This is a genomic window from Erwinia sp. MYb416, assembly GCF_037479575.1.
Taxonomy (GTDB): Bacteria; Pseudomonadota; Gammaproteobacteria; order Enterobacterales; family Enterobacteriaceae; genus Erwinia; species Erwinia rhapontici.
In genome coordinates this window covers 1-703 of sequence record NZ_JBBGYT010000156.1, presented here as the reverse complement: position 1 = coordinate 703, position 703 = coordinate 1, and the positions used below count along the sequence as shown (strand labels likewise).

Annotated in this window: 1 protein-coding gene; it reads left to right on the top strand. The window is 55.0% G+C overall.

Annotated features, from left to right (window positions below; all coding sequences use genetic code 11):
* The coding region (locus WH277_RS01490) for an SbmA/BacA-like family transporter (RefSeq protein ID WP_339503963.1) at positions 1-675 on the top strand (675 nt) is incomplete at its 5' end.
* Positions 676-703: the final 28 nt, after the last annotated feature.

Here is a 703-nt window from a genome sequence, read left to right as displayed (position 1 = left end):
AACAGTTACTACATGGAATACTGGCCGCGCCTGCGCCACATCGAAGGGGCCGCCCAGCGCGTGCAGGAAGACACCATGCGTTTCGCCTCGACGCTTGAGGATATGGGCGTCAGGTTGATTGATGCGGTGATGACGCTGATCGCCTTTTTACCGGTGCTGGTGGCACTATCAGTGCATGTAAAAACCGTGCCAATCCTCGGCCAAATCCCGTATGCGTTGGTCATAGCCGCGGTACTATGGTCACTGTTCGGCACCGGGCTACTGGCGGTGGTGGGGATTAAACTGCCAGGACTGTCGTTTCGTAATCAGCGGGTGGAAGCCGCTTACCGTAAAGAGCTGGTGTACGGTGAGGATGACGCACAGCGTGCCAGCCCACCGCTGGTGCGCGATCTGTTCAGCCACGTACGTAAGAACTATTTTCGCCTCTACTTTCACTATCTCTATTTCAATATCGCCCGTATTTTTTATCTGCAACTGGATGCGGTATTCAGCATCTTTGTGCTGTTTCCCTCGATCATCACCGGCGCGATCACCCTTGGCCTGCTGACGCAGATCACCAATGTGTTCGATCAAGTGCGCAACGCGTTCCAGTATCTGATCAATGCCTGGACCACGTTGGTGGAGCTGATGTCGATCTACAAGCGTCTGCGCAGCTTCGAGCGCGCACTGGATTAAGGAGGGCGGGCTGACCGAAGAAGAAGGT